Below are 5,628 nucleotides of genomic sequence, written 5' to 3'. Positions count from 1 at the left end.
ATCTTCGACTGCGACGCCTAGATAAATCTAAAATATCTTAGCCAAATAAGTCCGCGAGCGCAAGCTGATGTGGTGAGATTCCACAACCGACAGTATAGTCTGGATGGGAGAAGACGAAAGAATAGCTTTGTCTGTTCTAATGGATTTATAGCCAAACTATAACCGCTTGCTTTTGTTTTCTTTAATAGAGTGAGAGGGAACTTTTGGGATATAAAAAGTGAGAATAGATAGAGGAATCCTTTCTAACTTCTTCTGATTTTATAGAAAATTGGAGGAACCTGTTATGACAAACACACGTCGACTTTCGACCATTGCGATTTTATCAGCCATCTCATTTGTGCTGATGTACTTTGACTTTCCGCTTTTACCAGCGGCGTCCTTCCTCAAGATCGAATTTAGTATCTTGCCAGTCCTTGTGGGCTTGGTGGTCATGGATTTGCCTGCTGCTCTAGGAGTTCTCTTGCTTCGCTCACTCTTGAAACTGCTTCTTAACAGTCAGGGAGTGAATACTTATATTGGCTTGCCGATGAATATCGTAGCTTTAGGAGTTTTTGTCATCGTATTTGCTTTGATTTGGAAAAAGGAACGGACAACCCTTCGTTTCCTACTAGGCTCTCTAGCTGGGACTATTGGTTTAACCGTGGCTATGTTGGTTCTCAACTATGTTTATGCTGTTCCTTTGTACGCTAAGTTTGCTAACTTTGATATTGGAAAAATTTTGGGACTTTCCAACTACCTAATGACCATGGTATTACCTTTTAACTTGATTGAGGGTGTAATCTTTTCCGTTTCATTCTGGTTGTTGTATGTCCTTTTGAAACCAACCTTAAAACATTATGAAAGATAAACAAACATTTTTAATGAAGGGCAGTTTTGCCCTTTTACTTTTCGTTATTCTTGGCTACATGGTCAAATTTTACCCTGAAACGCTGGTCGGTTTTGACCAATCGATTCAGACTGCCGTTCGAGGAGACTTACCAGATTACTTGACTATTCTTTTCCGAGCCATCACACGCTTGATTGATATTCCAGTGATTATCACTTGGGTTGCCATCGTAGCCTCTATCTTTTATCGTAAGCGATGGAAGATAGAAAGTTTCTTCATGCTGGGAAATCTGGCTTTAGCAGGACTTTTAATCGTGACTTTTAAAAACATCTACCAGCGCCCACGACCAGCTATTTTACACTTGGTTGAGGAGAAGGGATTTTCCTTCCCAAGTGGTCATTCTCTGGCTGTAACCTTGATGGTCGGCTCTCTGATTGTCATTCTCAGTCAACGGATGAAAAATCCGGTCTGGAGAAAAATCATGCAAATTGTGCTAGGTCTCTACCTAGTCAGTGTGCTGGTATCAAGGGTCTATCTGGGAGTTCATTATCCATCAGATGTCCTTGCCAGTCTCTGTGTGGGCTTGGGAGTCTTGTTTATCGAATTTCCCTTTTATGATAAGCTCCGCTTCCAATGGCGATTTAAAGGCAAGCAGAAGTGAGTATCAAATTCCCTTGAGGAGAAAGAAATGAAAGTCAATATAGCAGATCTTCATCCGACTCAACTATACTTATCAGAAAAGAAGTTGCAAAATATTCAGATGCTTTACCAGTCGGCAGAAACAAACCAAGTCGATCCAATCAGTATTCTTGTGTGCGGAGATTACTTGTTAATTACAGATGGGCATCACAGGGCTTATCAGGCTTTATTGGCAGGTCGGGATACGATTTCTGCTGAGTGGGATAGAGATGGTGGTGACGAACTATATCATCTTTATGCGCAAGCTTGTGAGGAAAGAAAAATCTACTCTGTTCTGGATTTAAAAAATCATATCTTAGCTCAAGATGAGTATGAAGCAAAATGGTATAACTGGTGTGATGGTTTTAATCAAGCAGTAACTCTTTTGTTGAAAAGGAAAGCAGATGAAACGGATTTTACAAATAGATAATGCACTGCGTCTTGTTCCTTATTATAAGGTCAATCATTGTGAAGAAGCTTTTGCTTGGTATCAGGATGTGAACTTGGTTCACCTCGTAGATGGTGTGAAGAGACCTTATAGTCAAGAAACTTTGGAAGCTATGTATTCCCATTTGGATCAGCATGGTGAACTTTTTTGGATTGAAGTCAAGGAGAAGGGAGAATGGTTTCCAATTGGGGATGTTACACTATCTCAGGATAATCTCCCCATTGTGATTGGGAATCCCTCTTATCAACATCGAGGACTTGGAAAAAAGATTCTAAGTGCTTTGATTGAATTGGCTCGAGTAAAAGGATGGAAAGAATTGAGAGTCAAGGAAATCTACACCTACAATCATGCTTCCAGGAGGTGTTTCAAGTCGCTTGGATTTGTGGAAAATGGAGCAACAGAAAAAGGAATGAGTTTTGTACTGAAATTAGTCTAATCCTGCCACTTTCTCCCCCTTAACCTTTGACTATTCTGCAAAATTATCGTAAAATAAAGAGTAAATGATAAAATGAGGTCAGAGTCTGTTCGCTCTGGCGATAGTAGTATAAATGAGGAGAAACGCTTTGGAATTAGAAGTATTTGCTGGGCAAGAAAAAAGTGAACTATCTATGATTGAGGTAGCGCGTGCTATCTTGGAACTTCGTGGTCGCGATCACGAGATGCATTTTAGCGATCTTGTAAACGAAATTCAAAACTACCTTGGGACATCAAACAGCGATATCCGCGAAGCCTTGCCTTTGTTCTACACAGAGTTGAACTTTGACGGTAGCTTCATTTCTCTTGGGGACAACAAATGGGGTCTTCGTTCATGGTATGGTGTGGACGAAATCGACGAAGAAATCATCGCTCTTGAAGAAAATGACGACGATGAAGTAGCACCAAAATCTAAGAAAAAACGTGTCAATGCCTTCATGGACGGCGATTCAGATGCTATTGACTACAATGCAGATGATCCAGAAGACGAAGATGCATACGAGGCAGACCCAGCTCTTTCATATGATGATGAAAATCCAGATGATGAGAAAAATGAAGTGGAAGCTTACGATGCAGAAATCAACGAAATCGCTCCTGATGACTTGGGTGAAGACGTGGATCTCAACGAAGAAGATGACGAATTCTCAGAAGATGATGCTGAAACCAGCGAGGAATAAAAGTTAGGTGTGTCAATCGAAAGTTAGCCATGAAGAATAAATTCTCTGGGTGACTTGTAGTTCAAGCATTTTTTAGGATAGTTATTAATCCACTTTTTGATGAATGCGACTTCTTTGGGAGTCGTTTTCTTAGTTCTTTTAGGTAACCATCTACGAATGAGCCTGTTGTGATTCTCATTATAGTAAAATGAACCAAAAATAGTACACAATGTGGTATAATATTCTTATGGCATATTCAATAGATTTTCGTAAAAAAGTTCTCTCTTATTATGAGCGAACAGGTAGTATAACAGAAGCATCACACGTTTTCCAAATCTCACGTAATACCATTTATGGCTGGTTAAAGCTAAAAGAGAAAACAGGAGAGCTAAACCATCAAGTAAAAGGAACAAAACCAAGAAAGGTTGATAGAGATAGACTTAAAAACTATCTTACTGACAATCCAGACGCTTATTTGACTGAAATAGCTTCTGAATTTGGCTGTCATCCAACTACTATTCACTATGCTCTCAAAGCTATGGGCTACACTCGAAAAAAAAGAACCACACCTACTATGAACAAGACCCAGAAAAAGTAGCCTTATTTCTTAAGAATTTTAATAGTTTAAAGCACCTAGCACCTGTTTATATTGATGAAACAGGATTCGATACTTATTTTTATCGAGAGTATGGTCGCTCTTTAAAAGGTCAGATAATAAGAGGTAAAGTATCTGGAAGAAGATATCAGAGGATTTCTTTGGTTGCAGGGCTAACAAATGGTGAGTTAATCGCTCCAATGACCTACGAAGAGACGATGACGAGCGACTTTTTTAAAGCTTGGTTTCAGAAGTTTCTCTTACCAACATTAAATACACCATCGGTTATTATTATGGATAATGCAAGATTCCATAGAATGGGTAAGCTAGAGCGCTTATGTGAAGAATTTGGGCATAAACTTTTACCTCTTCCTCCCTACTCACCTGAGTACAATCCTATTGAGAAAACATGGGCTCATATCAAAAAGCACCTCAAAAAGGTATTACCGAGTTGTAATACTTTTTACGAGGCTCTTTTGTCTTGTTCTTGTTTCAATTAACTATATAATTGTTTTGCATCTCTGTGCCTTTCTTGTGTTTGTGGTTGAACAACAAGTATAACACAGAGGTGTTTTCTTATGCCTACAAGAGCTTTCATTTGACAATAGGAACCCTTGAAGCTGCTTCGTTAGCTAAACCAAGGCTAATCTTAGCCTTGGCTCGCCAGCCTAACAGCATCAATCCTCTTATCAAATGAAATCGAGGACTAGCTATCAGCTAGTTGAACCATCTAATTTTTAGGAGGGGCTGGGTGGCTAACTTCATTATAGAACTTTCATTTAGATTGCTTACATTTTGTTTTGATAAGTTTTACGGTAATCTCCAGGAGAAAGTCCAGTCCTTTGTTTAAAAATTTTAGTAAAGTAAGAATAATTATCATACCCTACTTGACAAGATACTTGTGATATTGAGATATTTGTTTGAGATAGGAGAGATTTAGCAGCATTAATGCGCTTATCCGTTATATATTTAACAAGAGTTTCTCCAGTTTCTTTTTTAAAAATTCTAGCTAAATGATCTGCGCTGAGGTAAACCATATCTGCTAATATAGAACGATTTATATCCTCATAGTAGTGATGATCTATGTATTCGACAATGCGTTGAATACTATTTTTCTGGTTTTCAATGTTTGTTGCAAATTTCTTAGCATGTGACCAGTAATAATCAAAGTAATCCTGAAAAGATTCAATTGAATGAAAGCGTCGTTGGAATAGGAAATCATGAGTGCTGTTTTGGAATAATTTATGTGCCGAGATTCCATTTTGATCTAGATATATTCCTATTTGTTGAGTCCAATCTAGTAAAATTTGTTGTAGTGTGAAAGTAGGGATTTGGGAATTATAGACGAGTGAATTAATTTTTTCTCTTAATTCATATTCGCTTAAGCTATCTAAAAACGTAATTGAAAGAGTTTCTGTTTTAAAGGAAGTTGGAAAACTATGTGGAACACATGTAATAGTATTCCAATAAGAAACATATTGTTCATTATAAGTGTAGAGTTCTTTGGTATGAAATAAAATATCGGATATTTTATGGCAACTCTTATATATAATGTTGGAGTATTTACTAAAGTTATTAGAAATTTGAGAATGAATCTCATATGCCAATTTGTCACTACGTTTGGATGAGTCTACTCTAAAGAGACAAACATATTGATCAACCTGGCTTTCCATCTTGAATAGACTTATCAGCTTATAAGAAGGTTGTGAAATTCTTTGAAGTTCTCTTTTTAGTTGAGAAGTCCATGATGGAGTTTCTGCAGAATAATCTTCTTCATTAAGATTGATTGTTAAAACTGCAAGAAAAAAATACTGGTGTTTCTGAAGAATAAAATCTTGTTTGCTTGCTATATTTTCTAGCTCATCAATGCGAGAAATTTGAGGTTTTCTAAGGTAATCATACCAGAAGTTATCTTCTATTTGTAAAAGTGCATCATTTTTTCCGTTTAAGT

Annotated in this window: 7 protein-coding genes and 1 pseudogene; 6 read left to right on the top strand and 2 right to left on the bottom strand. The window is 37.5% G+C overall.

Annotation, left to right across the window (positions count from 1 at the left end):
* The first annotated feature begins 283 nt into the window (after nt 1-283).
* The 5 genes from SMIDD26_RS08715 to rpoE all read left to right on the top strand — a co-directional run bounded on the left by SMIDD26_RS08715 (nt 284) and on the right by rpoE (nt 3,103).
* Nucleotides 284-847: an ECF transporter S component gene (locus tag SMIDD26_RS08715; RefSeq protein ID WP_000185834.1), complete on the top strand. Its 564-nt coding sequence runs from the start codon at nt 284-286 to the stop codon at nt 845-847.
* Nucleotides 837-1,487: a phosphatase PAP2 family protein gene (locus SMIDD26_RS08710; protein ID WP_061439848.1), complete on the top strand. Its 651-nt coding sequence runs from the start codon at nt 837-839 to the stop codon at nt 1,485-1,487. Before SMIDD26_RS08715 ends, SMIDD26_RS08710 begins: the two co-directional genes overlap by 11 nt.
* 27 nt (nt 1,488-1,514) lie before the next feature.
* Nucleotides 1,515-1,934, top strand: coding sequence for a hypothetical protein (locus SMIDD26_RS08705; RefSeq protein ID WP_061439847.1), 420 nt, complete (start codon nt 1,515-1,517; stop codon nt 1,932-1,934).
* A gap of 4 nt (nt 1,935-1,938) precedes the next feature.
* A complete protein-coding gene (locus tag SMIDD26_RS08700) occupies nt 1,939-2,388 on the top strand; it encodes a GNAT family N-acetyltransferase (protein WP_167747508.1) in 450 nt (149 codons plus the stop codon).
* Between the two features lie 127 nt (nt 2,389-2,515).
* The gene (gene rpoE, locus SMIDD26_RS08695) at nt 2,516-3,103 is read left to right on the top strand and encodes a DNA-directed RNA polymerase subunit delta (protein WP_061439845.1); all 588 of its coding nucleotides are present in this window, start codon (nt 2,516-2,518) and stop codon (nt 3,101-3,103) included.
* 23 nt (nt 3,104-3,126) lie between these two features.
* Here the strand turns inward: rpoE and SMIDD26_RS11875 are convergent.
* A pseudogene (locus SMIDD26_RS11875) lies at nt 3,127-3,282 on the bottom strand (IS30 family transposase); the annotation flags it as partial.
* Nucleotides 3,283-3,329: 47 nt separating this feature from the next.
* Between SMIDD26_RS11875 and SMIDD26_RS11870 the strand changes: the two are divergent.
* Nucleotides 3,330-4,177, top strand: a protein-coding gene (locus SMIDD26_RS11870) for an IS630 family transposase (RefSeq protein WP_134990257.1) whose coding sequence is annotated in 2 segments (ribosomal slippage) — nt 3,330-3,648 and nt 3,648-4,177 — 849 coding nt in all. Because the reading frame shifts where the segments join, the coding sequence is not laid out codon by codon here.
* A gap of 288 nt (nt 4,178-4,465) precedes the next feature.
* On the opposite strand, the gene SMIDD26_RS08675 is transcribed toward SMIDD26_RS11870, so the two are convergent.
* Nucleotides 4,466-5,628: helix-turn-helix domain-containing protein (locus SMIDD26_RS08675; RefSeq protein ID WP_061439841.1), on the bottom strand; the 1,163-nt coding region annotated here is incomplete at its 5' end.

It is taken from the genome of Streptococcus mitis, from assembly GCF_001579035.1.
GTDB lineage: Bacteria > Bacillota > Bacilli > Lactobacillales > Streptococcaceae > Streptococcus > Streptococcus mitis_J.
This window is presented reverse-complemented; position numbering and strand designations above follow the sequence as displayed.

What these genes read in the sequence shown, in the direction of transcription:
- SMIDD26_RS08715 (WP_000185834.1), top strand. Translation starts at nt 284, where the DNA reads ATGACAAACACACGTCGACTTTCGACCATTGCGATTTTATCAGCCATC.
- SMIDD26_RS08710 (WP_061439848.1), top strand. Translation starts at nt 837, where the DNA reads ATGAAAGATAAACAAACATTTTTAATGAAGGGCAGTTTTGCCCTTTTA.
- SMIDD26_RS08705 (WP_061439847.1), top strand. Translation starts at nt 1,515, where the DNA reads ATGAAAGTCAATATAGCAGATCTTCATCCGACTCAACTATACTTATCA.